This window comes from Microbispora sp. CA-135349 (assembly GCF_050947365.1).
GTDB lineage: Bacteria > Actinomycetota > Actinomycetes > Streptosporangiales > Streptosporangiaceae > Microbispora.
The window spans coordinates 1,437,650-1,462,508 of record NZ_CP192001.1 but is presented as its reverse complement, the minus strand read 5'-3'; the positions used below and the strand labels follow the sequence as shown (position 1 = coordinate 1,462,508).

Annotated in this window: 23 protein-coding genes; 12 read left to right on the top strand and 11 right to left on the bottom strand. The window is 72.8% G+C overall.

Going from position 1 to position 24,859, the window contains the following annotated elements; translation table 11 throughout:
• Positions 1-8: 8 nt before the first annotated feature.
• The 5 genes from ACQPZZ_RS07230 to ACQPZZ_RS07210 all read right to left on the bottom strand — a co-directional run bounded on the left by ACQPZZ_RS07230 (position 9) and on the right by ACQPZZ_RS07210 (position 12,044).
• Positions 9-539 (bottom strand): hypothetical protein, encoded by a 531-nt coding sequence (locus tag ACQPZZ_RS07230; protein ID WP_432930073.1) that lies wholly within the window; start codon positions 537-539, stop codon positions 9-11.
• Positions 539-10,318: a hypothetical protein gene (locus ACQPZZ_RS07225; protein WP_432930071.1), complete on the bottom strand. Its 9,780-nt coding sequence runs from the start codon at positions 10,316-10,318 to the stop codon at positions 539-541. The genes ACQPZZ_RS07230 and ACQPZZ_RS07225 overlap by 1 nt, the downstream gene beginning before the upstream one ends.
• 2 nt (positions 10,319-10,320) lie before the next feature.
• Positions 10,321-10,671 carry a hypothetical protein gene (locus ACQPZZ_RS07220; RefSeq protein WP_432930069.1) on the bottom strand — a complete coding sequence of 117 codons (351 nt, stop codon included), beginning with the start codon at positions 10,669-10,671 and terminating at the stop codon, positions 10,321-10,323.
• Positions 10,668-11,090, bottom strand: coding sequence for a YbaB/EbfC family nucleoid-associated protein (locus ACQPZZ_RS07215; protein WP_432930067.1), 423 nt, complete (start codon positions 11,088-11,090; stop codon positions 10,668-10,670). Before ACQPZZ_RS07215 ends, ACQPZZ_RS07220 begins: the two co-directional genes overlap by 4 nt.
• Before the next feature lie 99 nt (positions 11,091-11,189).
• Positions 11,190-12,044: a helix-turn-helix domain-containing protein gene (locus ACQPZZ_RS07210; protein WP_432930065.1), complete on the bottom strand. Its 855-nt coding sequence runs from the start codon at positions 12,042-12,044 to the stop codon at positions 11,190-11,192.
• Between the two features lie 97 nt (positions 12,045-12,141).
• Here ACQPZZ_RS07210 and ACQPZZ_RS07205 point away from each other — a divergent pair, with 97 nt between their 5' ends.
• Entirely contained in the window at positions 12,142-12,516 is a 375-nt protein-coding gene (locus ACQPZZ_RS07205) for a cupin domain-containing protein (protein WP_432930063.1), read from the top strand.
• Positions 12,517-12,542: 26 nt separating this feature from the next.
• Here ACQPZZ_RS07205 and ACQPZZ_RS07200 read toward each other — a convergent pair whose 3' ends face one another.
• The 4 genes from ACQPZZ_RS07200 to ACQPZZ_RS07185 are packed head-to-tail and all read right to left on the bottom strand — an operon-like array spanning position 12,543 to position 16,120.
• A complete protein-coding gene (locus ACQPZZ_RS07200; protein WP_432930061.1) occupies positions 12,543-12,881 on the bottom strand; it encodes a hypothetical protein in 339 nt (112 codons plus the stop codon).
• Positions 12,878-14,215 carry an SseB family protein gene (locus ACQPZZ_RS07195; RefSeq protein ID WP_432930059.1) on the bottom strand — a complete coding sequence of 446 codons (1,338 nt, stop codon included), beginning with the start codon at positions 14,213-14,215 and terminating at the stop codon, positions 12,878-12,880. The genes ACQPZZ_RS07200 and ACQPZZ_RS07195 overlap by 4 nt, the downstream gene beginning before the upstream one ends.
• Positions 14,212-14,982 carry a hypothetical protein gene (locus ACQPZZ_RS07190; protein WP_432930057.1) on the bottom strand — a complete coding sequence of 257 codons (771 nt, stop codon included), beginning with the start codon at positions 14,980-14,982 and terminating at the stop codon, positions 14,212-14,214. Before ACQPZZ_RS07190 ends, ACQPZZ_RS07195 begins: the two co-directional genes overlap by 4 nt.
• A 1-nt stretch (position 14,983) precedes the next feature.
• The gene (locus tag ACQPZZ_RS07185; RefSeq protein WP_432930055.1) at positions 14,984-16,120 is read right to left on the bottom strand and encodes a hypothetical protein; all 1,137 of its coding nucleotides are present in this window, start codon (positions 16,118-16,120) and stop codon (positions 14,984-14,986) included.
• 258 nt (positions 16,121-16,378) lie between these two features.
• Between ACQPZZ_RS07185 and ACQPZZ_RS07180 the strand changes: the two genes are divergently transcribed.
• The 6 genes from ACQPZZ_RS07180 to ACQPZZ_RS07155 all read left to right on the top strand — a co-directional run bounded on the left by ACQPZZ_RS07180 (position 16,379) and on the right by ACQPZZ_RS07155 (position 20,741).
• Positions 16,379-16,699: a WXG100 family type VII secretion target gene (locus tag ACQPZZ_RS07180; protein WP_363639581.1), complete on the top strand. Its 321-nt coding sequence runs from the start codon at positions 16,379-16,381 to the stop codon at positions 16,697-16,699.
• A 39-nt stretch (positions 16,700-16,738) separates the two neighbouring features.
• Positions 16,739-17,038, top strand: coding sequence for a WXG100 family type VII secretion target (locus tag ACQPZZ_RS07175; protein ID WP_363639579.1), 300 nt, complete (start codon positions 16,739-16,741; stop codon positions 17,036-17,038).
• A gap of 79 nt (positions 17,039-17,117) precedes the next feature.
• Positions 17,118-17,489, top strand: a complete 372-nt coding sequence (locus ACQPZZ_RS07170; RefSeq protein WP_363639577.1) for a hypothetical protein — start codon at positions 17,118-17,120, stop codon at positions 17,487-17,489.
• Between the two features lie 9 nt (positions 17,490-17,498).
• On the top strand, positions 17,499-18,938 hold the full coding sequence (locus tag ACQPZZ_RS07165; RefSeq protein WP_432930051.1) for a WXG100 family type VII secretion target: 1,440 nt from the start codon (positions 17,499-17,501) through the stop codon (positions 18,936-18,938).
• Positions 18,939-18,955: 17 nt separating this feature from the next.
• Complete coding sequence (locus ACQPZZ_RS07160) at positions 18,956-19,369, top strand: hypothetical protein (RefSeq protein ID WP_432930049.1); 414 nt, start codon at positions 18,956-18,958, stop codon at positions 19,367-19,369.
• A 28-nt stretch (positions 19,370-19,397) separates the two neighbouring features.
• Positions 19,398-20,741: a WXG100 family type VII secretion target gene (locus tag ACQPZZ_RS07155; RefSeq protein ID WP_432930047.1), complete on the top strand. Its 1,344-nt coding sequence runs from the start codon at positions 19,398-19,400 to the stop codon at positions 20,739-20,741.
• 85 nt (positions 20,742-20,826) lie between these two features.
• On the opposite strand, the gene ACQPZZ_RS07150 is transcribed toward ACQPZZ_RS07155, so the two are convergent.
• Both ACQPZZ_RS07150 and ACQPZZ_RS07145 read right to left on the bottom strand, forming a co-directional pair.
• The gene (locus ACQPZZ_RS07150) at positions 20,827-21,267 is read right to left on the bottom strand and encodes a YbaB/EbfC family DNA-binding protein (RefSeq protein ID WP_432930045.1); all 441 of its coding nucleotides are present in this window, start codon (positions 21,265-21,267) and stop codon (positions 20,827-20,829) included.
• A gap of 179 nt (positions 21,268-21,446) precedes the next feature.
• Positions 21,447-21,611, bottom strand: a complete 165-nt coding sequence (locus ACQPZZ_RS07145) for a hypothetical protein (protein ID WP_363639567.1) — start codon at positions 21,609-21,611, stop codon at positions 21,447-21,449.
• Positions 21,612-21,702: 91 nt separating this feature from the next.
• Between ACQPZZ_RS07145 and ACQPZZ_RS07140 the strand changes: the two genes are divergently transcribed.
• The 5 genes from ACQPZZ_RS07140 (at position 21,703) to cynS (ending at position 24,748) form a co-directional block, all read left to right on the top strand.
• The gene (locus ACQPZZ_RS07140) at positions 21,703-22,185 is read left to right on the top strand and encodes a hypothetical protein (protein ID WP_432930043.1); all 483 of its coding nucleotides are present in this window, start codon (positions 21,703-21,705) and stop codon (positions 22,183-22,185) included.
• 10 nt (positions 22,186-22,195) lie between these two features.
• Positions 22,196-23,068 carry a hypothetical protein gene (locus tag ACQPZZ_RS07135; protein ID WP_432930041.1) on the top strand — a complete coding sequence of 291 codons (873 nt, stop codon included), beginning with the start codon at positions 22,196-22,198 and terminating at the stop codon, positions 23,066-23,068.
• Positions 23,069-23,073: 5 nt separating this feature from the next.
• Complete coding sequence (locus ACQPZZ_RS07130; protein WP_432934308.1) at positions 23,074-23,442, top strand: YbaB/EbfC family nucleoid-associated protein; 369 nt, start codon at positions 23,074-23,076, stop codon at positions 23,440-23,442.
• Between the two features lie 11 nt (positions 23,443-23,453).
• Entirely contained in the window at positions 23,454-23,831 is a 378-nt protein-coding gene (locus tag ACQPZZ_RS07125; protein ID WP_432934306.1) for a YbaB/EbfC family nucleoid-associated protein, read from the top strand.
• A gap of 446 nt (positions 23,832-24,277) precedes the next feature.
• On the top strand, positions 24,278-24,748 hold the full coding sequence (cynS, locus tag ACQPZZ_RS07120) for a cyanase (RefSeq protein ID WP_363639559.1): 471 nt from the start codon (positions 24,278-24,280) through the stop codon (positions 24,746-24,748).
• Positions 24,749-24,859 lie beyond the last annotated feature (111 nt).

The window sequence follows — 24,859 nt, the reverse complement described above, 5'->3', positions numbered from 1 at the left end:
CCGTCACTCTAGGAGGCCTCGGCCAGCTCCCGGTAGGTGTCGCGTACGACGAGCAGCCTGTCGAGGCGGAACCGCCCCGGCTCGGCGGCGCGCACGGCGCGTCCCCGCTGCGACCAGAACGCGTCCTCGGGCACCTCGTCCTGCCCGGGCGGGACGAATTTGATCACTTCCTCGACCGCGGCCCGCGCGATGGACAGCGCCTGCCGCCGTTCTCCACCCTCCGGGACGTTGCCCGCCGTCAGGTCGGCCACCCACAGCCACTCGCCGGGGTCCAGCAGCTCGGACGGCTCCGTGCCGCCGAACGCCGGGCCGCCGAACGCCGGGAAGCCGGAGGGCGTCACCTCTCGTTCCGGAAGACCGAACAGGTGCTCCCGCTCGGCGCCGCACGCCGCGCACCGCCCCTCGTAACAGGTGACCGGCTCCCCCTCGACGCTCACCAGGCCGCTGTCCCAGTCGGTGTCCGCCGAGCCGCACGCGCACGGGTTCAGGTCGAGATAGAGGTGGGCCTCGTCCCTGCTCCTGGCGATCGAGTAGGGCATCAGACCTTCCTCACCTGTCGCTGTCCGGTGTCCTCCGATGCGGGGACGGCCTCGTCCTCGTCATCGGGCGGCTCCCCGCCTGAGGGGTTGCTGAGCCCGCGCATCCGCTCCCACACGTCGGGGACCGGCGCCTGGGGCGGCACGGTGACCCACGGCGGCGGGGGCGCCGCCTGGCCCCGCGCGCCGAGGTCGCGGGCGACCGCCTCGATCTCGTGCCGCAGCCGCGCCCGCTCCTCGGCCGAGGTCGCCGCCAGCCACTTGCGGGACAGGAAGGCGTGCTCGTTGCGGCGGGCGACGGCGCAGGCGTCGTGGCCCGGATCGAGGGCGTTCAGGAAGGCGCGCACCACCCCCTGCCCCGTCGCCGCCCGCTTCTGCAGGGTGTCGCCGACCTCGTGCAGCAGCACCCGGGCCACCACGTCCGGGGCCAGCCGCGGCGCCAGCCGGATCACGTGCGGGTCCGTGCCCGTGTGGACCTCCGTACGGCCCGGGCGCCCGCCGCCGGGGTCCTCGACCAGTACGGCGAAACGCTGCGTGCCGAACCGGGCGGTCTCGACGGTGACGACCGTGCCGTCCGGCGTCACGGTCACCGCGTGGACGCCCCGGCCGAAGTCCGCGGGGCGTAGATCGGCGACGGCCGGGGGAATCTCGTCGTTCGACAGGTCGGGCAGGTGCGGGGCCCTGCCGCCGGCCACGAACGCGGTCCCGGGGATGGGCTCGGCCGTCACGCCGCCGGCGGACGGGGCGGTGACGAGGGAGGCGCCGCCCCAGGTGGCGTCCGCGGCCGTCTCCGGCACCGGCCAGCCCGGGCCGGCCGGTGCGGGCCGGGCGACGCCGAGGGCGTCGAGCCGTTCGCCGATCCGGCCGGCGAACCCGTCGGACCGCCCGCCGTTCCGGAGGTCACCGTTCTGGAGATCACCGTTCTGGAGATCACCGTTCTGGAGATCACCGTTCTGGAGATCACCGTTCTGGAGATCACCGTGCAGGTCACGCAGGTCGAGGCCGTGCTCATCGGCCAGCGCCACCAGGTCGGGCGGCACCGTGCCGAGCGCCTCGGCGAAGGAGTCGCCGGACAGCTCGCCCGCGGGCGTGGCGTGGTAGCGCTCGACGCCGCCATCGGGCCGTCTGAGATGGAGGTGGACGTCGGCGCCGAGGTCGCGGGCGAGCAGCCTGGCCTCCTCCACGAGATGCATCGACCCGGTCTGCGTCTGATTCGTCTGGCCGACGTCGGCGACGATGCCCACCGGCAGCGTCCCCGTCCGGCCCCTGAGCGCGTCGGCCATCGCCCTGCCGGGCGCGGCCGGGTCGTACGACGGCTGCCTCGCGGCCAGCGCGCGCACGGTCTCGAGGGAGAAGAAGACGCCGGGGCCGGCCGCCCGCTGCCGATGGAAGTCCCACCGCGGCCGGGCGGCGCCGGCGTCGCGGCGTGCCAGCATCTCCTCCAGCTCGTGGTGGAACATGATCAGGTGGGCCGTGCCGGTCGCGCCGTGCGGGATGTCCACGGTCCGCAGCACCGTCTCCGCGCCGTCGCGCGCCACCTGGCGCACCTCGAACCGGAGGCCGAAGTCGACCCGGAACCGCACCTTGGCCCCGGCGCCCTTCTCGAAGACGCTGGTCTCGTCGCGGTTGCCGCCGCCGCCCGAGCTCGACTGCGCGGTCTGGGCGCCGGCGCCGAGGTCGGTGCCGGCGCCCACGGCGTGCCCCGCGCTGTACGTGCGGCCGAGCGGCAGCATCTGCCCGCGGTCGGTGGACGTGCCCGCCGTGTTCTGCTCGCGGTCGACCTGCCCCAGCTCGGTGTCGTTCAGGCCGAGGGCCACCGGGTCGGGCTCGGAGAGGCCGGCGTGTATCCGCACGTCCACCACCTGACCCGGTCTGCCCGGCATGGGCAGCCGGATGAGCCGGTGCCCGTCGGGGCCGGTCATCCGCTCCAGCCGGGTCGTGAGGCCGTTCCCGGTGAGCGCCTTGGCCAGTTCGGCGTAGTGCTCCATGGTGGCGGCCCCGCCGAGCAGGTCCTGCCGGGAGAGCCGGTCGAACACGGCGCGCAGCAGGCCGTCGGCCCTGAGCCGCTCGGTCACGAAGACCTCCGGCGGCACGACCCGCCGGACGTCCGGCCGGACGTCCGGCCGCTCGGGGACCGTGCCCTCCTTCGCCACCATGCCGTCCGGCAACACCCGGGTCATGGTGCCGCGTAGCGTGATGCGGCTGGTCCGGGGGACGCCGGTGGTTTTGGCGACCGCGCCGCGCAGGCGGCCCGACGACCGCTCGACCTCGATCGTGACGGTCACCGGATGCTCGACGAGTTGCCCGCCGCGGAACGCCGAGTGACGCTGGATGCGGGTCCGCTGGGTGCCGACGGAGGCCGTGCCGGAGTGCGAGCGGCCGGTGGCGGCCGCGCCGCCGCCGCTGCCGGCGCCCTGCCCGGCTCCGGCGTTCGCGGTGCCGCCGAACGTCGTGCCCGACGACTCGGCGGCCTCCTCCTGGCCGTATGTGTAGTCCTGCAGGATCTGGCCGAAGTCGTGGACGTTCCCGCCGTACGTCGCCTGGTCGCCGTGGAGTTCCGCCGTGATCCTCACCGTGACGTCCTCGGTGAGGTGCGGGCCGATCCTGAGCGAGTACGTCTTGACGAAGCCCTCCGACCCGGTCATGTCGTCGATCTTGCCCCACCAGCGTTTGCCGGCGAAGTCGCCGAACAGGCTGCGCAGCAGGACCGGGTCGCGCTTCAGAGCGCCGGGCGCCACCTTTCCGATCTGGCCGAGCACCTGGTCGATCAAGCGGGTTCGCATGCCGTCCGGGGTCGTGAGCCGGACCGACTTCACGGTGCTCTCGCCGAGGGAGTCCTCGTACAGGTCGGGGACGTCCACGCGGCCGGCCAGGTCCGGCAGCCTGTCGTGCATCCGCTTGAGCCGGTTCCCCTCGGCGGCCACGCGCATCGGGAAGTCCCTGGCGAGCCGCTCGGCGAGCGCATCACGAGGGTGTTTCCTCACCAGGTCGGGCCGGGGACGGCCGTCCCTTCGCGCCAGCGCCCGATCGGCCAGGTATCTGCGGGCCAGCGGCACCGCCGTACGCGGATCGAGCCGGAGGTTGCCGTCGAGCAGCCGCGTCACCGCGTCGGCCACCTGGTCGAGGGGAAGCGTGAGCTCGCCCCTGCCGTACAGATCGAGCGCGTCGCGCTCCGGGAGGGAGTAGACGACCGTCCTGTCCCGCAACCGCTCGGCGTCGGCCCGGCGGTTGCCCGATTCGTCTCCGGAAACCGTGATGTCCGCCTTCATGGCGAACACGTAGTGCTTGCCGGTGTCGATGGCCAGCCGTTCCCTGCCCCAGATCGCCGTGTCCGAGATCGACGACGATGTGCTTGCCGCCCCGGTGAGGCCGGCCCCCTCCTTGCCGCCGAACGCGCCGGGCAGGGCCTCGCTCGCGCCGGTCGAGGCGTCCACCGACCGTCCGCCGCGCGCCTCGATCCGCGTGGTGTGCGCGCCCATCGTGAAGTTGATGTCGCCGATCACCAGGTCGGCCGCGGTCACGAACGTCGACTCGCCCGGCCGGGCCGTGATCCACGCCGACGCCCGGTGCGTACGCAGGCCGCGCGGGCGAACGGCCATGGCGGTGCTGTACGTCGTGGCGAGTCTGTCGGGGTCGGCGGACAGCCACTCCGGGTGGGAGATGAGGTTGCGCATGGAGAACGTCTCGGCGAGGTGGTGGAACGACACCGAGCCCGGCCGCATCGCCTTCGGCAGCACCGATCGGAGGGCGTCGAGCACGCCGGTCCCGTCCACGTGCAGCAGGGTGGCCAGGCTCAGCGCCTCCGCGGACGTCGGGTGGCTGGGCGAGGGCTCGGTGCGCTGCTCGGGCAGCAGGTCGGAGGGCACCAGCACCCGCATCCACACGTCGTCGCCGCGGGCCAGCGGCGTCACCGTTCCGTCGTCCTCGATCAGCTCCACGGTGAGCCTGTGCGGAACCTCGAAGACGGCCGCCGGAGCGGTGCCCTCCGTCAGTGTGACCAGGTTGCCCGTGTCGTTGAGGGTCGTGCCGGCCGTGCGCCCCTTGTTCCGGTGGAAGCCCCCCTCTCCGCCGGTCGAGCCGGCCTCGCCCGGCTTCGTCTCCAGGCCGAGGCCGGGCCCGATGTCCCGGACCCGTCCGTGCGACCGGCCCGCCGAACGGCCGGAGGTCTCCGACGAGATGTCGAGGTCGGTCACGACGTCGGCGGCGCTGGTGCCCCGGAACTCCTCCTGGCCCGACTGCTCCAGCCGGATCCGCAGGGTGAGGTGCCGGCTGGCCCTGCCGATGCCCTGGGTCACCAGGTCGAGGAAGACGCCGTCCTGCATGGCCTGGTCGTACGCGGTCTGCAGGCGTGCCGGGGAGAACTGCTCGGCCAGCTCGATCATGTTGGCGATCTGGCTCGCCCGGGTCAGCGGGTCACGCGACAGGCGGCCGTTCTCGTCCGGCAGCAGGCCGTGCGCGCGCAACGCCGCCTCGACCTTCGCGCGCACCTCGTCGAGGCGGCCGGCGCTCTCCGGCCGGTCGCTCGCCTGGACGAGCGCGGGCCCGGCCCCGCTCCCGCGCGACCAGCCGGGCAGCCTGGGCAGGCGGCCCTTCGGCGTGCCGGGCTTCGGGTCGTCCCTGAGCCTGCCGTCCTTCCGTACGGCCGACCGGTCGACGGGAAGGCCGTAGCGGTACGCCTGCGGCTCCGGCATGCGGAACAGGCCCGTGCTCCGGCCGGTCACGGGGGCATGCGGGGCGTCGTCGGTGTTCAGCTGCACGGTCACCGTGTGCACGAGCTCCAGCGCGTAGGCCTGGGTGTGGCCCGCCCAGCGCTGCACACTCGGCCGGATGGCGGTCCCGCCCGCGCTCATCGACCGCGACCGCGACCAGGAGCGGGCGAACCCGCCCGTGAGGCGCGGTGTGGCGGCCTTGTAACCGTCGAGGCCGACGGCGCCGAGCACCCTCCGGACGCCGATGGGAAGCTGGACCCCCGCGGTGCCCCTGATTTCGAAGGAGCGGCCCGCCGAGCGTGCGCCCGACGCGCCCGAGAACCCCACACGCAGCCGTTCCAGGCGGTGCTTGGTGCTCGGCGTGCCGACCGGCCGCGCCGTGTCCATCACGACCCGGGTCTTGATCCGCATGTAGCCGACCACGCGCCCGTGCACGGTGATCGGGCGGCGCAGCCCCTCGGGATCGTTGATCGCCTCGCCGAGCCGGGCCGGCAGCTCCTTCGTCACAATCGTGAGGATCTGGTCGCGGGTCATGCCGCCGACCTCGGAGTGGCCGGTCCGCTCCGCGGTGCGCTCGGCGAGGTCCTGCAGCCCGGTCAGCCCGGTGACCCCGTGCTCGGGGAACGGCGTGCGCTGCCACTCTTTTCGCGAGAGCCGGGTGACCTCGGCCGGCCCCCGCTGCGCGTGCGTGTGCGGGAGATACACCCGCAGGCTCCGCGCGTCGCCGTCCGTGCCGCTGTCCACGCGCGCCGTCTCGGTGCCGGTCGCGGTGCGCAGCTCCACCTCCGCCGAGGCGAGCCCGTCGAGCAGCAGCGCCTCGCCCGCGTTGTCCTGCACCGCGCCGGCCAGCGCGAAATCCGACGCGTTGCCGCTGAACGACTCGCTCCTGCCGAAGGCGGCGCCGCCCTTGAGCACGCCGAACTTCATCAGCATCCCGAACCAGTGGGTGTCCTGCCACGGCTTGGTCAGGGCGTTCAGGTCGAGATTCGGCGCCAGGCGCAGCGAACGGCCGGCGGTGGCGGAGGCCGAGCGTCCGCCCTGCGGCAGCTGGCCGAGCATCGACTGGGAGTGCCGCACCGGATGGCCGAAGACCTCGACCAGGTCCGTGACCTTCAGCCGCAGCCGCAGCTCTGCGCGCGTGCCGCGGCCCACTCGCAGCATCACGCCGTCCTGCGAGACCAGCCCCCTGAAGTTCGACCGCAGCACGTGCGACAGCTCGTCGGGCGAATAGCGGTGGTCGACTCCGGCGCGTTCGAGCATCTCGTTGACGACCCGCGTGAGTCGTTCGAGGTGGGGCAGCCGGCCCGCGGGCGTCGACTCCGGCAGGACCTCGGGCGACGGCAGGGCGTCCGCGAACGCCTCCTTGTACGCGGTGTGGGCGGCCTCCGCCTCCCGGGCCAACCGGGCGACCTCCGCCGGCAGCGTGCCTGTCCGGCCCGGGGGGAGGGCGTTCAGGGCGTTCTCCAGCGTCTCGTACTTCGTGCGTGCCACGACCGCCCGCCGCACGGCCCGCGCGTACGCCTCCTTGCTCAGGCGGGCACGCTCGGCGCTCGCCCGGTGGACGGCACGGTCCGCCAGCGCCTTGCGGCGGCGTTCCTCTGCGCCGCGGTCCTCTTCCCGCGACGCCTTCTCGGCGGCCTCCTCGGCCTGCTTCGCGTCGGCCGTGGCCGCCCTGGTGCTCTCGATCTTCTCCTTGACCGCCTTGAGCAGTTCTTCGATGGCCTTCGCCAGCGTCTCCCGCTGGCTGCGAGCCAGCCCGAGCAGGTCCGCCACCGGATCGGTCGCGGCCGGGCCCTGTGTGGTGGAGGCCTGTGCGGTGGAGGCCTGTGTCGCGGGGCCGGGCGTCGCCGGGGATGCGGCGGACGGCGGCCGGGGGGCCGACCAGGGGGGCGCCGGGGCGACGTGCCCGAGCCTTTCGATCTCACGCCCGAGCTGCTCGATCTCGTGCGCGATGGCTGGGCGCTCCTGCGCCGGGGCCGCCCGCCATCGCCTGTCCAGGAGCGCGTGCTCGCGATAGCGGGCCGTCACGCAGGCCGTGGCGTCCGGCTCGGCCGTACGGCTCAGGAAGGAGCGGATCACGCCCTGCCGGGGGCCGGCGAGCCGCTGGAAGACGTCGCTGATCTCGTGCAGCCACACCCGGGGCAGGATGTCGTTCGCCAGGCGCGGCGACAGCCGTACGACGTGGGGATCGGTGGCCGTGCCGGACCGCACCCTGGTGCTGGCGAGACGGCCGTCGGGCACCCTGCCGGCACGCACCCTGCCGATCTCGAACCGGAAGTGCTGCGCACCGAACCGGCCCGTTTCCACGACGACCGTCTGCCCGCCGGTCCGGCTCAGCGCCGTCACGTCCGGAGCCACGTCGGACGCGTGGAGCGACAGGAAGCCCTGCTCGGCCTCCTGCGACGACAGGTCGGCCAGGTGCGACGGCCTGCCGTCGGCGACGAACAGGCTCCGGGCGATGGGCCGGGCGGTCACCCGGCCGTTCCCCCGGGTCGTACGCGGTCCCGGCCGCGTGCCGGACGGCCCCGCCGGGCCGGCTGTTCGAGCGGAGTTCGTCGCCGGAGCGGCCCCCGTGGTGGAGGAGGCCCCCGCGTTCGAGGAGGCCCCCGTGTTGGACGAGACCGCAGTGCCGGAGGAGGCCGTGGCGTTCGAGGAAGGCCTCCCGGCGGAGGCCGCGGCGTTCTGGCCTCCGCTCGCCGGGTTGGCCGTCCCATTCGTGCCGGAGGCGGACGAGATCCCGGCGAGGCTCTCGGCGCGCCGGACGATGTCCGCGGCGGTGCCGGAGGAGCGGCCGACGCGAAGGGCGTGGTCGGGCCCGTGCGGCGGGACCGCCGCCGCCTCCTCTGCCACTCCGGCCCCCGCGTCGCTCAGCCGGTCGGGCCGCCAGCCGCGTGGGTTGTCCTCCAGCACCTCGCCCGCCACCTCGACGGCGGCGGCGCGGCCGTCCGGCGTCGCGTCGGCGAGCATGGCGAGCGCGTCGAGGGCCCCTTCGACCGGGAGCCCCAGGCTTTTCCCGGCGATTGTCGCCCCCAGCACGGCTGCCGCCTCCGCGCGGAGCCGAGGCGCGTCCACGCCCTCGGCGGCACGCGAGGTGAGCCGATCCACGAGGGCCTTCATGTCCTCGCCCGGCAGCTGCACGGGCCTTCCGCCAGGACCGGTCAGCCAGGCGCCCTGGCCGTCGCGAAGGAAGAGCACGTCGGGCGCGATCGTGAACAGCACATCGGAGACCGCGGTACGAGCCGAAGCGTGCGCCGCGGCGACGCTGCCGGAAGCGGTGCCGCCGGTCGTCCCCGGGGACGCCGCCGGTGCCGTGGCCGCCGGTGCCGTGGCGGCCGGTGACGCCGCGGCGGATGACGTGGTGCCACCGGACGACGGCGGCGCTGGGGACGCGGCCGAGGTGGGCGGCGCGGTCGATGTGACCGGTGCCGACACGGCCGGCACGGGCGGCGCTGCGGACACGGCCGGTGTGGGCGGCGGCGCGGTAGATGTGGGCGTCGCGCTGGATGTGGCGGGTGTGGACGCGGAGCCGGCAGCAGTGAGGGTGGCCGCGGCCGCGCCGCTCGCGCCAGTCGTGGTGCTTGAGCCCGCCGTAGTGCCCGGACCGGCCGCACCGGGGTCGGCACCGCCCGCGTTGGCGGCACTGGCTGTGCCGGGGTTCGTCGTGCTCGCGCCGGACGCGGCCGGCGGACCGCCGGAGGGCTGCCCCGCCACGGACGCGGTGCTTGTGCTGCCCGAGCCCGTCTGCCCGCCGTTGCCCACGGTTCCGCCGCCGGCCGTACTCACACCGGCGGAGCCCGGATCGCCGCCGGACGGCTGCCCTGCGGTGGGAGCCGGAGACGTGTCCGAGAGAGCGCGGATGAGGTCGGTGCGCACGCTCGTGTCGTACGCGGAGGCCAGGGCCGTACGCGGGCTGACGACCGCCTGGATCACGTCCGGGTTGAACGGGCTGATCGTGTTCGTGCGACCGGCGCCGCCCAGAGCGGCCCCGAGCAGCGACTCCCCGTCGGGCATCTCCCACTGGCCGTACACGAGCCCGTTGGCCAGGACGCTCCCGGCCGGGGAGGCGATCACGTTGCTCAGCCCGGTCGTCAATGCCCTGCCGGGGAAACGCCTGAACGCGTTGCCGAAGCCGGGGGCGTCGGTGTCCAGCCTTCTGAGCAGGGGAATCCTGTTGACCAGGTCGCTGACGGGGCGGGCGGCCCGCAGGCCGATGGCCGCGCCGCCCGCCGCGCCCACCGCCGCGGCCCCGGTCTTCCTGAAGTCCCAGCCGTCGCGGGTGCCCATCTTCCCCTGCTGAAGCTGGGCGATGACGTCCCCGGCGACCTCCTCGCCGATCTCCTCGACGAGTTCCCTGCCCAGGGGGTTGGCGAGGATGCGGCTGAGCAGGCCGAGCCGGGCCGACGACAACAGCGTTCCCCTGGCGAGCGCCTGCGCCGCGGCGGGACGGCCGGCGGCGAGGGCGAGCCGTTCGAGGATCCTCTCCGTCTCCGCCCGGGCTCGGGCGGCGATCGGGCCGACGAACCGCGTGGAGGCCCCGGCGGAGTAGAAGGCGGCGACGAGCGCGATGAACGTGGCGATCAGGGCGATCCAGAACACCACGTTGACGGACAGCTTCGAATACTGCGTCTCGCGGGCGAAGTTGTCGGCCTGCGCCGCGTAGGCGAAGTGGTTGTTCGCCACCCCGAGCAGGCCGGACTGTTCCGAGTAGTGCTCGCCGAGCCGGGTCAGGAACGCCTGCATCGACGGGCCCCGCATTCCGCCGAGCACGGAGACCGCGGCGGCTCCCACCGGGTCGACGGACCCGATCAGGCTCACGGTCGCGGACCGATGGGCGCGGGCGAGCTGCCACAGCAGGCTCTCGCTCGCCTCCGGCCATGTCTGGCCCGCGGTGAGCAGGGCGATGAGGTCGTCGGCCCAGGCGGGCAGCGACTCGCCCCAGGCGGGGGTGACGTCGGCGACCGAGCCTCCGCCGTCGGCGAACTCGGGCAGCCCGTCGCCGGTCGAGACGACGTCGCCGCCCGTCGTGGCCGGGTGGCCGCCGGAGCCCGTACCGGTCGCGCCGGAGTGGGTCATCGTCAGACCCGCCTCAGGATCTCGCGCACCTCCCTGGCGCGTTCCTCGTCCATCCCCCGGGCGTTCTCGGCGCCGCGCCGTACGGCCGGGCCGAGCTCGACCACCTTGGCGGCGAGCTCCTCACCCCGGTGCATCAGCGCGTCGGGCCCGTCGCCCTGCGTGTAGGCGGAGTGGAAGGCGGTGCCGGCCGTGTCCCGCCCCCACGGTTCGGCGGCGTTGAGCCGCCGGATCTCCCGCAGGGCGGCGCCGTAGCCGCTCTCGGCGCCGGACGACGCGGCGTGCCACTGCGACAGGCCCTTGGCGAGCTGCTGCGGGCGGATGTCGACATAGTTCACTTCGAAGAGCTCGCTCATCTCTCCCCCGGCGGCTGGTTCGGCAACCGCATCGACATCTGCTCCAGCACGGCGTCGAGATCTCCCTCGATGTGCGCCCTCATCTGCTCGGCGGGGATGAGCGGCGCGAAGATCTCGACGACGCGGTCCTGAGCTTTGGCCGCGGCCGCGTGGATGGTGCGGGTGATGGTGTCGGCCAGCCCGCGCGCGTCCTGCCGCCGGTAGATGCGCGGGTCGAGGTCGAGCCTGACCAGGTCGCCGTTCGCGCCGACCGTGGCCGCCACCAGCCCGTCACGCGACTTCTCCGTCACCTGCACGGCACGCGCCTTCTCGTGCAGCGCGGGCGCCTCCTCCTGCAGGCGCGTGAACGTGGCCCGCAGTTCCTCGGCGTACGCCCGCATCCCGGCGGCGTCCGGCGCCTGTCCCCTGGTCGTGTTCATCACCCCGATCGACCGCGTTCACCTGGACGATGATCTCTATACGACTTTCGGGATTATCACACCGTGACCGGAAATCCGGCTAGAGGTGACCATGACGGTTCACCGGGCCGCGCGAGACGCGCGCCCCCGGGCACGCGGGGGTGACAGGCCCTCACTCTTGGCGAAGCGCGCGGGAGTGATGCCGACGTGCCGGGTGAAGTGCCGGTTCAGATGCGCCTGATCATGAAATCCCACACTCGTCGCCACGTCGACCGGCCGTTGTCCGCTCAGCAGGAGCCTGCGCGCCAGTTCCACACGCTTGCCCGTGAGATAGGTGTGAGGCGGCAGGCCGTACGTCTGCCTGAAACAGCGGATCAGGTGGGTCGGGTCGCAGTGGAAGACGGCGGCGGCCTCGCGCAGCGACACACCCGTCCGGACGCGGGCATCCAGCAGGTCGCGCAGCCCGACGGCCAGGCGGTTCGCCTCGCGGCCCGGCGTCCTTTGACGCAACGCCTCAAGGTGGAAGCGAAGCCTGTCCGCGATGAACGACAAGCGTGATTCGGCCTCGAACACCTCGTCCTGGTGACGCAGCGCGGCGTGCAGCCGGTGAATCCGATGACGAAGCAGTGGGTCCGCGAGGATCGGCGCGTCCACCGCCTTGCCGATGAGGTGTTCCGGCAACACGGTGGTGTCCAGGTAGAGCACGCGCTTGCGGAAGCCGGCGGCGGTGACGGTCCTGCCGTCGTGACGGACACCGGGAGGCAGGAGCAGAACGGCGGACAGGTCCGTGGCGCCGTGCCGGCGACGGTCCAGCCCGAAGTCGACCGCGCCGTCATCGAGGATCATCAGGTCCCACGTGTCGTGGGTGTGCGCCGGGTAGGCGTGATCGGTGAAGTGCGCGTGGAACACCTCGGCGATGCCCGGCACCGGTGGCCGCCAGGCGCTGATCGTCGTCGGCGAGCGGTGAGCGATCACGCCAGAAACGTACAAGACGGGCGGCAGGAGAGCGGGCCACGCTTGTCCCATCCGCCATCGCCCACAGGGGCGGTGCACGTCCGGAAGGTGCCGCAGGGTGTCCGTTTCCCGTGATCCCATCAACATCGCCCACAAGCTCTCCCAGTTCGACGAGTTGTGGACGCAGAAGAAAATCGCCGGGCTCAACGACTATGAGATCAAGCTCGCCAAGCTGAAGGGGGAGTTCGTCTGGCACACCCACCCGGAGACCGACGAGCTGTTCGTGGTCGTCAGCGGCCGGCTCACGATCCGGCTGCGGGAAGGCGACGTCGTCCTCGAACCCGGCGAACTCTACGTGGTGCCCCGTGGCGTCGAGCACTGCCCGGTGGCCGAGGAGGAGACGGCCGTCATGCTGGTGGAGCCGACCGGCACGCTCAACACCGGCGACGCGGGAGGTCCGATGACCAAGGCCGCCGAACCCTTGACGTCGTGAAAGTCCCCTCGTCCCCCGCGGGCGGGCTACCCGCCGGAGAACCTCTTCGCGACGTCCCTGGCCCACTGCGCGGCCTTGGCCGCCTGGTCGGCGGCGACGGGTGCGCCGGGCATCCGGCTCAGGCGCTCCACCTGCTCCGCGAAGCGCAGGTGCTCCCGGTGAGCGTGCTCCCTGCAGGCGAGGCAGGTGACGCTCTCCGGACGGGCCGAGGTCATCGCATAGGGCACCCGAAGCCCGCAACCGGTGGTGACGACGTCCGGCGCGTCGGGCGCGCGCCCCAGCGACGACGCGACCAGATTGCGGTAGTCGGCACCGGCCTGCATCACCTTCTGCTCGACGTGGATGTGCGGATCGCTCTCGCTCATCTGCTGTCCGTCCTTCCGGCTCGAGTCGTCCCGGTATCAGGCTGGTGTGAGAGCCCCAAATCGAGGAGCTCGGCGTGCTCGCGCAATTCGGTCACCTCGGCGCGGGCCACCCAGCGCCGGTGAACGCCCCGCTCGGCCCGCTCCATGCCGAGCGCCCGGGCCACCGGCAGCCGCCCGCCGGTGTATTCGAGCAGCAACTCGCCCGCGCGCTCGCCGCGTACGAGGCAGGGGGCGCCCCGCCACTCGCATCTGCGGGTGACGTGGAAGACGGCCTCGCACTCCTGCGCGGGCACGGACCGCACGAACCGGCCCGGCGCGCGCTCCTCGAAGCCGTCGGCCGGCCCGTCGTGGAGCAGCCGGATCAGCAGCCCGTCGTGTCCCGGGTCGGGATTCGCCCGGAAGCCGGCTCCCCGCCAGCGTGCCCGATAGGAGCTCGCCGGGGCCTGCGCCGTGTACTCGCCGGGCACCCAGCGGCCGAGGTCGCCGTCGTGGACCGCGCGGACGATCTCGGTGCCTCGCGTGGTCAGCTCGACGATCTCCGAGCCGTGCGGCAGCCGTACGGCGTCCAGCTTGTACTCACGGACCAGGGAGTCGGGGTTCGGGGCGAGGCCCATGCCGGTGAACGGCGGCTCCTCGACGACCCACCCGGCCACCGCCGCCATGCCCGCCTCGTCGGTCCCGCCGTACGGCGTGCGGTAGAGGTTCAGCCCGACCGTGCGCCAGCGCAGCAGGAACAGCGAGCCGTCGCCGGTGAGCAGGCCGTCGTCCGCGCCCCTGCCGAGGGCGTCGGCGAGCACGGCCGGCGTCGCCACGTGCTCGACGTCGAGGGCGTGGTGACAGTAGCCGGAGACGCACGACTCCCCCTCGCCGAGGTACGTCCGCAGCTCGGGCGGGGTCAGCGGCTTCTGCACGACCGGCAGCGCGGGCTCGGGCTCCGCCAGGCGGTCCTGCGCGAGGGTGGGGACCGCGAGCCTGGCGACGGTCCCCGATTCGAGCAGGAAGCGCACCGGCAGCCCGGGGTTGACGGCGAGGCCCCACCGGGGGTCGGGCCAGCCGGCGGCCAGTTCGACCAGCGACGTCACCCTGACCCGCGACGGCGCGCCGCCGGTGGCGGCCCGCATCGCCTCGACCGACGTGTAGGCGGGCAGCCACACCCGGTCGGGCGTGGTGATCGTCGGCCAGGCGGCGCCGTCCCCCGGCGGAGCGGGCAGCGCCAGCTCGGTGTCCCTGAGCATGCCCAGGCAGAGCGCGAGGTCGCCCGCGTCGTACGCCGCCCCGAGCCGCCGCTCGAACGTGCTCGCGGCCCAGTCCCGCACGGGGTGCCGGTCCGTCACAGGGTGAACGGCGGCAGGAGGGACGGCGTCTTCATGCCGCCGAGATCGCCGGGGTCGGGCAGGGGATCGGCGAGCCCGCCGGTGGCCGGGTCGAAGGCGACCTTGGCCGTGGTGAGGTCGGGCACGTCGGCGGCGATCGCCTTCATGCCGGGGAACTTCGCGCTCGCGCCGCTGTAGAGATAGCCGGACACGGTGAGGATGCCGGCGACCTTCCAGCTCGTCTTCATCATCGTGCCGACGACCTTCTGCGCCCCCCGGCCGAGGGCGACCATGGCCCGCGCCACCATCGGGCGGGTGGCGGCGAAGGTCAGCGCGTTTCCCTTGCACGCCTGGCTGAACACGGCGACCGCCATGGCCGAGCCGCCGAGCGACGTGGACACCCAGCTCGCCGCGTCGTAGAGGTCTGCGGCCGAGTCGAGGCTGCCGCCGACGCACTCCTTGCACCGCTCGAAGTCGAGGAGCTGTGCGTTCAGCTCGGCATGCCTCTCCTTGATCTTGGCGAGCATCTGCCCCTTCAGGAACTCGCTGGACTCCAGCTCGGTGAACTGCCGGTCCAGCTCCGTGCGCAGCTCGGCGATCCCTTGGGTCTTCTTCCCGTCGGGCGACGGCTCGTCGCGCCACTGGCGCGCTCCCTGCCGCATGGCCTCCGGCGTGGAGATCATCGTGGTCAGCAGCCCCGCCAGCGGCCAGCCCGTGGGTTCGAGGCGCGCGGCCGTGGCGGCCATGCCGGCGCCCGCGATGAACCTGCCCCTCGCCAGGTCTCCCATCTCAGTCCTCCTCCTGCATGCCGAGGACGGCGGGCGCCACGTCCTCGTCGCCGAACCACGTGCTCTCGTCCTCCGGCACCGCGGGCCCCCGCTCGCGGTCCTTGCCGTCGTCGCCGCTCGCCGCGCCGCCCATCGGGGCGTACGGCATGGCGGGCATCCCGCCGGCCCCGATGCCGGTACGACCGGCTCCTCCGTAAGCGGCGGACGTCGGCGGGCCGTACGCGGAGCCGTATCCGCCCGAACCGGCGGGGCCCGTCCCTGACCGGGTCCCCGCGGTGGGGTCGGCGGGGCCGTACCCGGCCGTGCCGAGGTCGGGGACCGCCGGCGGGGACGGCAGGTTCGGGGTGTACGCCGACAGGGAGGTGTCCTTGGGGATGCTCGGCGTGGGCGCGTCGAGGCCTGCGGGAGTGGTGACGTTCTGACCGAGCCCCGCGCCGCCGAGACCGTTCGAGTCCGGGCCGTTCGGGTTGAGGCCGTTCGGGTCCGGGCCGTTCGGGTTGAGGCCGTTCGGATCCAGGCCGTTCAGGTCGAGGCCGTCGTTCCCGGGGCCGGTGCCGGGCAGGTCGAGGCCGCCCCCGCCGGAACCGGGAAGGCCGCCGGAGCCGGGGAGGTCCGGCGGCTTCAGCCCGTCGTTCAGGCCTCCGCCCTTTCCGGCGTTCGAGGAGAAGTCCAGTCCGCCACCGGGTCCCAGGCCGCCGGAGCCGAGACCGGGCATCTTCGGGCCGTTCCCGAGCGTGCCCGGGCCCTTCTGGCTCCCGGTCCCGCCCGAGCTCTGCTTCTCCGCCTCCTTGGCGTTGTCGATCGCCTTGTGCAGCGCCGCCTGCCAGGACTCGAGGACCTCCCTGCCCTTCGTCACGGCGTCGGCGGCCTGGTCACGCAGTCTGCTGTGGACGCCGTTCAGCCCGCCGCCGATGACGCCGAACGTCCCCACGGGCAGGTGGATGTTCTTTATGGCCGCGCCGGTGTCGGCCAGGGTCCGCCCGTGGCCCGCCACCCGGTCGGCGAACTTTCCGACCTCCGAGTAGTTCATGTGGAACTCGGGGTCGGCCAAGCGGGGGTTCACCGCGCCGCCGCCCGCTCCCATCGTGGCCGCGAGGTCGGCGAAGGGATTCGTCCCCCCTCCGCTCGTATCGGTCATGACACCCTCCAGCCGATTCACACGTCAACTAGTTACGGTCGAGTCACCATAAAGTTCGCAAATCGTACAAATCTTCTAACTAGCCACCTGACAAACCGCAAGAGACGTGACGGAATCTTAATCTCGGACAGCCCCGGCAAGCCGCGCACTGATCCATTACTGTGATTTTCGGGTCATCACCCGGCCCTTCCGGTCGGGGGAAGTCGAACGGGATCAGTGGAGGTGACCATGTCGCACTCTGGCGCAAGCCAGGCCCAAGTGAGCCGGCACGACCTGGACGAGGCGATCACCTGGATCGGCGACGCGGCCGAGAACATCCGCGGCATCCAGCGCTATCTGGACAGCGCCGGCGAGAACCTCAAGGTCCACTGGCAGGGTGAGTCGCACCACGCGTTCGACAAGGTGCACCTGCTGTGGCACGAGCGCATGGACGTCATCCTGGGCAGCCTGCAGACCCTCGCGGAAAGCATCCGGGCGAACAACAAGAACTACGCCGAGTTCAACGTGCAGGCGACCGCCGAGATCAACAAGATCGAGGCGCTCATCAACCAGGCCCCGCCCGCCTCGTACAGCCGCTGAACTCGAGACGACCACCAGGAACGGACGGAGAGCGCGACGGTGGACTTCGACGTCACAAAGGTCAACTTCAGTGGTCTCGACACGGGCGAGACCGAGTTCCAGAACGCCTTCAACCGGCTGGTCACCGAGCTGGAGACCCTGGAGAACAAGCTCAACACCAAGACCGCGATCTGGCAGGGCAGCGCCAAGGACGCCTACGACCAGACCAGGCGGATCTGGCAGCAGGAGGCCAAGGGCCTGGCGGACATCGTCTCCCTGCTGGCGAAGAACATCAACATCACCAACATGAACATGCAGGACGTGGAGCGGATCAACGCCGCGATGTTCGACGGCAAGTGAGCGGACGTCCGACGGTACGGCCGGCGGCATCGGTGCTCCCCTGCCGGTGCCCGTCGCGGCGTTGACGGGAGTGTGACGCATGGCTCGCGACGGTGGTGTGGAGGTCAGCCGCACGGCGCTCAGGAACGCCCGCAAGGACTTCGAGGAGGTGCTCGAAGTGCTGGCGCCCGGCGCGTCCAAGGGCAGGATCACACCGGTCGCCTTCCCCGAGGGCGGCGCGGTGAAGCGTCTGCTCGAGCGGCATGAGGCCGTCGGCGGCTTCTGGGACGCCGCCATGGGTTTCCACATGAGCCTCACTGGGGCGGAGGGCGCGGTCACCGCCGTCTACGCCGAGATCGCCGCGACCCTCGGCATCGCCGCGGAACGTCTGGAGCTGGCGATCAGGAACCTCGACGCCGGAGAGCAGGCGGGCGTGCGGCACGTCGGTGTGGCGGACGTCCAGAGCGGCTGAGGAGACGTCGTGGCCGAGAGGAAGATGCCCATCAGGGCGGCGATCGACGCGTCGGACCCGGGCGTCGTCACGCTGGACGCGTTGCGCACCGCGCTCGACAAGACCGATCCGGAGCTGATCAGAGCGGCCTCTGGCGAGTTCAAGAGCGTCCACGACAAGCTCAAGTCCGTGATCGAGACGCTCGACAGGCACCTGGACGCGCTCGACAAGCACTGGACGACGGGCGAGGACGCCAAGCAGGTGAAGGAGCAGCTCCGCAGGCTCAGGGCCTCCACGGCCGCGGTGATGACCGCGATCGTGGACACCTCACTTCCGGCGGGGCAGATGGGGCCGCCCTCGCCGCGTGGCGTGGTGCCGGCGCTGGACGTGTATGCGAGTTCTCTCAACCAGTTCAAGGGCGAGAACGTCCCCAAGCCCACGAAGAGCGACGTCGACTGGTACGACGCGGCCGTGGAGGCGGGGGCGGTGGGCGCCGCGGGCGGCGCCGTCGCCGGCTCTCCCTTCGCGGGCGTCGGGGCGATTCCCGGAGCGGTCATCGGCGGCGTCGGCGGGTTCATCGTCGGCGGCATCGGCGGCGCCATCGGCTCGGTCTTCGGCGACGGCCCCTTCTTCAACCTCTTTGGGGAGTCGAAGGAGGAAAAGGACATGAAGGCGGCCGAGGAGCACCTCAAGAAGCTCACGCAGGCGACGCTGGCCGCCAACGCGCTCTTCCCCGACGCGCTCGACACCGACGTGCCGAGGTTCGACACGACGCCCCCGGCGTACACGCCGGTGACCGGCCCCGGGGCGACCCTCCCGAACCCGGCGCTCCCCACGGACGTGCGGGGATGGCGGAACCCCGCGTCGCTCGGCGACCTCGGCACGGGCTCGAACGGCCCCGGCGGCCCGGGCGACGACGGCTTCCCCGGCTGGAACGGCGCCGGCGATCCGTACGGGCCGGGAGTCCCGGGCATCGGGACCGGCACCGGCGGCACGGGAGCGGACGGCGGCCCGAACGGCGGCCTGGGCGGCGGCCTGGGCGGCGGATCGTACGGCGGCGCCGGAATCCCGGGGCTGGACGGCACCGGCACGACCGGCGCCGGCGTGAACGGCCCGGGAGCGAACGGGACGGGTGCGAACGGGACGCAACCGGACGGCACCGGGCTCGGCACCAGCCTTTCCGCCCACACCCCGCAACCGCCCCATACCGGCGGCCCGGCCGGCGGCTCCGGCGCCGGATACGGCGGTTACGGCGCGGGCGGCGGCGCCGGAGGCGTGGGAGGCATGGGAGGCACGGGAGCGACCGCGGCGGCCCCGCGCGCGGGCAACGGCATGGTGCCGATGGCGCCGCACGGCACGGGCGGGGGCGGCGAGCGTCAGGAGCGTGAGCGCACCACCTGGCTGCTCGAAGACGAGGACTTCTTCGTCAGCGACCAGCAGACCACGTCCCCCCGCATCGACAGGGCGTAGGACGAGGGAGGCGAGAGGTGAGCCACGATCCTGGCGGCGGGACGCCGCCGCCGACGCTGCGGCTGCCGGAGAGCTGGCCGGGTCTCGGCGGAGGCCCGGACGAGCTGTACATCGACCACACACGGGTCCGGCAGATCCTCAAGGGACTGCGCGATGAGCTCGGCACCCTGCGCGGGCGCGCTCCCGCAAGCATGAGCGCCACCTGGAGCGGCCCGGGGACCGCGGGCGAGGTCCAGGGGCTGACCAACGTCGGCCCCTCGGAGACCGGCCCGTGGGAGACGGCCAAGTATTTCGGACTGAACGCCGAACAGGCCCACGAGGTGCTCAGCGGCAAGTATCAGCTGCTGATCGACCGGATCGAGGCGATGGCGAGCGCGGTCGAGCAGGCCGTCGTCAACTACCAGAAGGGCCACACGAGCAGCAGCGCGTGAGCTGCCGAGGGCAAGGGGAAAGATCGCGATGGGGGCCGAAGCCGGCTGGGAGCCGATCAAGGTGTACGCGAGCCTCTACGGGCTCGACCAGGACACGCTCTCCCGGGAACAGATCAAGCAGAAGCTGGACGCGTCGAAACCCGACGAGGTCTACCGGGCCGGTCAGGCGTTCATCGACGCCGCCGATCTGGTGGGCGGGAAGGTCGGCGGCAACGGCCCGTCCGAGATCGGCATCCAGGCGGCGCTGAGCAGGACCGCCAAGGAGCTGGCCGAGGTCTGGCGCGGCCCGGCGGCCGAGCAGGTGCAGTCGGCCCTCCGCGCGCTGTACGCGACGGCGGGCGCGCTCGGCGAGGCCATGACCCGCAGCGGTGTGGCGCTGTCCTCCTACGCGGACGCGGTCAGGGACGCGAAGACGAACTTCCCCGCCGCCCCGAGCGGTTCGGACGAGAACGCGGGCGGCGGCACCACGGGAAGCCCGGCGCCCGATCCCGACGAGACGGCCCGCACCCACTTCCGCGCGCTCAACCAGAGAATCCAGGAGGTGAACGACAGCTTCGCCGAGGGGCTGGCCTTCCAGTTGCCCGCCATCGAACCGCTGCGCATCGACCTCGCGAACTCTCCACGCATCCACGTGGGCGGGACGGGGGCGCCCGTCACGAGTTCCGACGGCGTGTGGCACGGCCGCTCGTACGGTGACGGCACCGCCGGCTCGGGCTACGCGGGCCCGGGTTCCACCGGCTCGGGATCCGGCGGCCCGGGTTCCGGCGGCACCGGCGCGGACGGGTCCGGCGTCGACGGGTCCGGCGGCGCGGGCGGCCCCGGCACGACGAGTCCCTCCCCCGACCCCGGCGGCTCGCCGGACCCAGGGCAGGCGAGCACAGGACAGACGGACCCAGGACAGGCGGACCAAGGACAAACGGGCCCGGGACCGGCGAGCGGCTCGGGCGACGGGCCGGGCACGGCTCCGGCCGTGATCGGCGGCTCCGACAGGACCGATCTGGCGACCACCCATCCGCTGCCCGGCGGCACGGTTCCCGCCGGCGCCGCTCCCCCCACGCTCACCGGCTACCCGGACCCTCACATCCCCGTCACGACGGCCGGACCCACCGGCGCGCTGCCGCCGGGCGGGGTGATCGGCACGTACGGCGGGGCGCGCACCGGCTACGGCGTCGGCGCCGCCGGGGAGGCCGGCGCCGTCCTGGGCGGCTACCGGACCGGCCAGGGCGGTGCGGGCTCGTCCTATCTCCCCTACGCGCCGGCGGCGGGCGGCGCCGGGGCGGGTGGGCAGGACGAGCGCGAGCGGGAGATCTACGACCCCGAGCCGGACGTCTGGCGCGTGACGAGCGCCATCAGCCCCGACCGCATCGGCTGACGGCAAGGCACGGTGCCGCCGAGCGGCACCATGCGGCGAAGGGCGCGAGGCCGGCGAGGCCGCCTGCCCGTCGCGTCATGGCCGGTCACATGCTCAGTCTGCGGCTGATGCGGTCGAGCTCGCCCAAGACGTCTTCCGCGGTCCGGTCGAAGGCGGACTCCGCCTCCCTGACCTGGGCGAGCACGGCCTCCGGGTCGTCCAGGAACCTCGCCTGGTCGCCCTCCTGCCCGAGCACCTCGGCCATGGTGCGGTTCATCTGCCGATACAGGTCGTCGGACGCGGCGCGCACCGTCTCCTTGATCCGCTCGGCCAGCTCGCCCGAGCTGAGCCGCATCGCCTTGGGATGAAGCTCCAGTTCGCTCAGCCCCCGGGCGGAGAACTCGACGCCGACCAGGCCGTCCTCGTCCCGGGCCCGGCCGACGAGCGAGGACAGGGTGCCCTGGAGCCGTTCGACGGCATCGATCCTGGCGTCGGCGCGCTCCCTGAACCGCTCCATGTCGAAGTCGTCGAATCCGCCGTCGGCCATTTGAGCCCCTTTTCCCGCGATTTCCGGACATCGGCAAGTTAACGCATTCAAAGCGCGGCGTACGGGGTCTACGGGCTTACCCATTACATGTCAGTGAACATCCGTCTAATTTATGCTTTCCACCTGCGGAAGCGTCACCTGGCGCGTGGCAGGGGCACGAAGCCCGGTGATAGGGAAGATCACGTGTCATACGGTGAACCCTCGCCAAGCCGGTCACCGGCGACCTCCGCGACGGCGTCGCCCGCCGGTTCGGTGAGCGCGACGCCGAGCGCGCCGGCATCCCCGGCGCCGCCGACCTCGGCAGCCCCGCCGGCGTCCGATCCCACCTCTCCAGCCCCCTCCACAGCACCCTCCACAGGGCCAGCCAGCGGGGTGCCCACAGCGGCGGCGACGGCGACACCGACGCGGACGTCCCCCGTGTCCCCGGCTCCGTCCGTGCCCTCGATGGTCAGCCCGTGCCCGCACACCCCGCCCTGCCCGCCGCCCGGCCCCTGCCTGCCCGACTCCCTGCGCGTACGGCAGGCGGGCGCGTCCGCGGCCCCGAAGCCGGCGACGCCCCCGGCCGCACCCCCCGCCGGCCCGAGCGGTGACCCGAGCGGTCTGCCCGGCTACGAGGTGGCCGTGGGCTTCATCAGGAAGTTCGCCGGCACGGTGGGCGGCTCCGCCGAGGGCGTCCGGCGGCTGAAGGACGCCACACCCCGTTTCGAGGGCTGGACCCTCGCTCCGCTCGCCGGGGTCCCCGTCGTCGGGCTCGCCTTCGTCCACCGGTTCAACGCCGTCTCCGACACCTGGTCGGACGCCGCCGGCGTCCTCGGCGACGCCCTGCGCAGGGACAGCGAGACGCTGGTCAGGGCCGCCGACAACTACGTCGCGGCGGAGAAGGCCGGCAAGGCGGCCATCCAGAAGACCCGCCCCTGAGAGGACCCGCATGTCGACCCCGCCCAGTGAGCCGGGCAAGCTTTTCGTTCCCGGACAGCCCACCTCGGGCCCCAAAGAGCTCTACATCACGGACTCGAGCGGCAACGTCCGGCGAACCGTCCCCGTGGCACCGGCCGACGCGGCCCCCGCCTCCGTCGCCACCCGCACCGATCCCGGCTTCTTCAAGAACCTGGTCAAGGGGTTGAACCCGCTGCGGCAGCAGACGCGCAGCGCGATGGCCATGTCCGGGCTGGGGATCGCGGCCCTCGCCCTCGACGTGGCGGCCACGCTGAACCTCGGCAACCCCTTCCTCTACTACGACCGGCGGGAGCACTGGAAGGAGATGGGAGGCCGGTTGGAGAGCGGCAGGTCCGACATCTGGTTCTCCTACTTCCAGGACGTCGGCCCCAACTGGCAGGGCCACGCGGCGGACCTGCTCGGGCGGCGGGTCCGCTTCAACACCACGGTCCTGTACGAGAAGCTCCACGGGGTCACCGGCGAGATGAGCGGCGCGATGCACAGCCAGTTCAAGGAGGTCCTGGAGTACGACCTGTCGGTGTTCGGCCTCTACGCCGCCTCGGCGCCGATCCTTCGTACGCTGGCGGCGATGAGCGCACACCCGGCCGGGCGGGTGGCGCTGATATCGCAGGCAGGCGTGTTCGTCAGCGCGCTGGGCAATCTCGTCAAGCAGTTCGCCGACATCTCCATGGCCTCCGAGGGCGACCTCAACAAGGTCGAGCAGAAGCTCAACGACCTGCGGGCCGCCTTCTTCGAGCAGGGCGACCCGGCGCGGGGCCGCCGGGATCTCACGCTCACCCCCGACGTGGCGGACCGCGCGCACGTCCTCGGCTACTGGCAGCCGGCGAGCAAGGAATCCCAGTGAAGAACATGGCCGCGTTCAACGACGGCGGGGAAGGCGACGTCGCCGGCCTGGTGCGGAAGGTCCAGGGCCGGGTCGGCGCGCTCGCCGACCTGCTCCGCGGGTTGGACGAAGAGGTGGTCGAGGGAGCCGACGCCACGGGTGCGGTGGTGGCCAGGGTCTCCGGGGCCGGCCGCCTGCTCGGGCTGACCATCGACCCGCGCGCGATGCGCGACCTCGACCACGGCGCGATGTCCGCCGCGATCGTGGGCGCGATCGGCGCCGCGCGGGGCGAGACGGGCGAGCGGCTGGCGAAAGCCATGGAGGAGTTCGCCGGATCACCCCCGCACGGCGACCCGCTCGCCCCATACGTCCAGGCCCTGCTGCGGGAGGAGTGACCGTGGACGAGATGCGCGAGCTCCGGGCGCGCATGGAGCGGCTGACGGCCGCGGCCGCCCTCATGGACGAGCTCGCGACCGAGTGGAGCACGCGGGAGTACGCCGGCAGATCCGACGAGGGCCGGATCACGGCGACCGTCGACGCCGCCGGCACGCTTCGCGCCGTCGACATCCACCCGCTCAGCATGCGCAGGCTCGACAGCTGCGCGCTCGCCGAGGCCGTCCTGAAGGCCGTACGGCGGGCCGAGGCGGCCGCGGAGGCGGCGAAGGACGACCTGCTGCGCGGCGGACTGGAGGCCGCAGGCGTGCCCCACGTGGCCGGCCTCCTCAGAGACGCCCGCCGCGACTTCGACGAGCGAGCCTCGCCCGAGAACGCCGATCGGGCCTAGGTCGTATTCGCCAGATCATGGCCCTGCTGCGCGGCCCGGGCGGCGCCTCTCCGCGTTCTCGTCGTCGCCCAGGGCTCCGCCGCTATGGGCTCCTCCTCGGCCTTGCGACGCACTCACCTGAATCCACGCTCGCGACGGCCGTGGACCCGCCGGGCCCTCCGCATCAAGAGAAATCATGACGAGTTCACCTTGGACTACCGACGCATCTGACGCATAGTGGATCACGCCAGTCGAGGAAAGCGGCCCCAGCCGAAGGGATGGCGATGCAGGACGTCGTCCAGGGAGTCGCGCGTCCTCAGCGAGACGTCTTCCAGCCGTCCGGCGCCCGTGATCGGCGCGGTGCACCGGCGCGGTGCATCGGCGCGGTGCACCGGAGCCCGCTGTTTCCGGCGAGCGGGCGGGGCTCGGGACCGGCGGACACGACCCGACAGGAAGGAAGCACTCTCATGCCACATGCCCAGTTCGACCCCGCCGCGCGTGAGGCTCTGGCCCTCGCCGCTGTGGAGGCCAAGACCCGCAAGGACCTGACGTGGCAGCAGATCGCCGACGCCGCCGGCCTGTCGGTCGTCTTCGTCACCGCCGCCGTACTGGGTCAGCACGCTCTGCCCGAGGCCGCGGCCAAGGCGGTCGCCGACCTGCTCGGTCTGGGCGACGACGCCGTGATGCTGCTGCAGACCATCCCGACCCGCGGCTCACTCGGCGGTGCCGTCCCCACGGACCCGACGATCTACCGCTTCTACGAGATCGTCCAGGTCTACGGCACCACTCTGAAGGCCCTCGTCCATGAGCAGTTCGGGGACGGCATCATCAGCGCGATCAACTTCAAGCTCGACGTGAAGAAGGTCCCCGACCCGGAAGGTGGCGAGCGCGCCGTCATCACCTTCGACGGCAAGTACCTGCCTCTCAAGCCCTTCTGACCGGATCGGCGAGCCCGCCGGAGGCGGTGAGACCGGCCCTCTAGGCGGTGAGACCAGCGCCGGAGAACCCTGCGCCGGCGAACGACACCGTCCCCCGTGGCCCACGCCCTC

Excerpts from the sequence above, each read along its gene's own strand:
- ACQPZZ_RS07220 (WP_432930069.1), bottom strand. The coding sequence starts at position 10,671 with ATGAGCGAGCTCTTCGAAGTGAACTATGTCGACATCCGCCCGCAGCAG.
- ACQPZZ_RS07170 (WP_363639577.1), top strand. The coding sequence starts at position 17,118 with ATGGCTCGCGACGGTGGTGTGGAGGTCAGCCGCACGGCGCTCAGGAAC.
- ACQPZZ_RS07225 (WP_432930071.1), bottom strand. The coding sequence starts at position 10,318 with ATGACCCACTCCGGCGCGACCGGTACGGGCTCCGGCGGCCACCCGGCC.
- ACQPZZ_RS07200 (WP_432930061.1), bottom strand. The coding sequence starts at position 12,881 with ATGAGCGAGAGCGATCCGCACATCCACGTCGAGCAGAAGGTGATGCAG.
- ACQPZZ_RS07155 (WP_432930047.1), top strand. The coding sequence starts at position 19,398 with ATGGGGGCCGAAGCCGGCTGGGAGCCGATCAAGGTGTACGCGAGCCTC.
- ACQPZZ_RS07130 (WP_432934308.1), top strand. The coding sequence starts at position 23,074 with ATGGCCGCGTTCAACGACGGCGGGGAAGGCGACGTCGCCGGCCTGGTG.
- cynS (WP_363639559.1), top strand. The coding sequence starts at position 24,278 with ATGCCACATGCCCAGTTCGACCCCGCCGCGCGTGAGGCTCTGGCCCTC.
- ACQPZZ_RS07150 (WP_432930045.1), bottom strand. The coding sequence starts at position 21,267 with ATGGCCGACGGCGGATTCGACGACTTCGACATGGAGCGGTTCAGGGAG.
- ACQPZZ_RS07215 (WP_432930067.1), bottom strand. The coding sequence starts at position 11,090 with ATGAACACGACCAGGGGACAGGCGCCGGACGCCGCCGGGATGCGGGCG.
- ACQPZZ_RS07190 (WP_432930057.1), bottom strand. The coding sequence starts at position 14,982 with ATGGGAGACCTGGCGAGGGGCAGGTTCATCGCGGGCGCCGGCATGGCC.
- ACQPZZ_RS07135 (WP_432930041.1), top strand. The coding sequence starts at position 22,196 with ATGTCGACCCCGCCCAGTGAGCCGGGCAAGCTTTTCGTTCCCGGACAG.
- ACQPZZ_RS07125 (WP_432934306.1), top strand. The coding sequence starts at position 23,454 with ATGCGCGAGCTCCGGGCGCGCATGGAGCGGCTGACGGCCGCGGCCGCC.
- ACQPZZ_RS07230 (WP_432930073.1), bottom strand. The coding sequence starts at position 539 with ATGCCCTACTCGATCGCCAGGAGCAGGGACGAGGCCCACCTCTATCTC.
- ACQPZZ_RS07185 (WP_432930055.1), bottom strand. The coding sequence starts at position 16,120 with ATGACCGATACGAGCGGAGGGGGGACGAATCCCTTCGCCGACCTCGCG.